The sequence below is a fragment of the Allobosea sp. 2KB_26 genome, assembly GCF_052115715.1.
Taxonomy (GTDB): Bacteria; Pseudomonadota; Alphaproteobacteria; order Rhizobiales; family Beijerinckiaceae; genus Allobosea.
Map to the genome: position 1 here is coordinate 1 of NZ_JBFRHE010000068.1, position 403 is coordinate 403.

General features: G+C 64.3%; 1 protein-coding gene. It reads left to right on the plus strand.

The genetic code is table 11. From position 1 onward, the window contains the following. Positions 1–403, plus strand: a 403-nt coding sequence (locus AB4099_RS35255; protein ID WP_441481513.1) for a glutamate synthase-related protein, incomplete at both ends; no start/stop codon positions are given.

Genomic DNA, 403 nt, shown 5'->3' on the forward strand with positions numbered 1-403 from the left:
TGCCGATGCTGGAAGGGCTGACCTTCGTCCACAACACGCTGCGGGGCGCCGGCATCCGCGATCAGGTCAGGATCGGGGCGGCTGGCAAGATTGTGTCAGCCTTCGACATCGCCCGCACGCTCGCGCTCGGGGCAGACTGGTGCAACGCGGCGCGCGGCTTCATGTTCGCGATCGGATGCATCCAGGCCCAGTCTTGCCACACCAATCGCTGCCCAGTCGGTATCGCGACACAGGACCAGCGCCGCCAGAGCGCCATAGATGTCGGTGACAAGAGCGACCGCGTCGCGCGCTTTCATCGCAACACCATGCACGCGCTCGGCGAAATCGCGGGTGCGGCGGGCCTCAGCCATCCCAGCGACTTCATGCCCTATCACTTCATGTTCAGACAGAAGGACAACGAGTT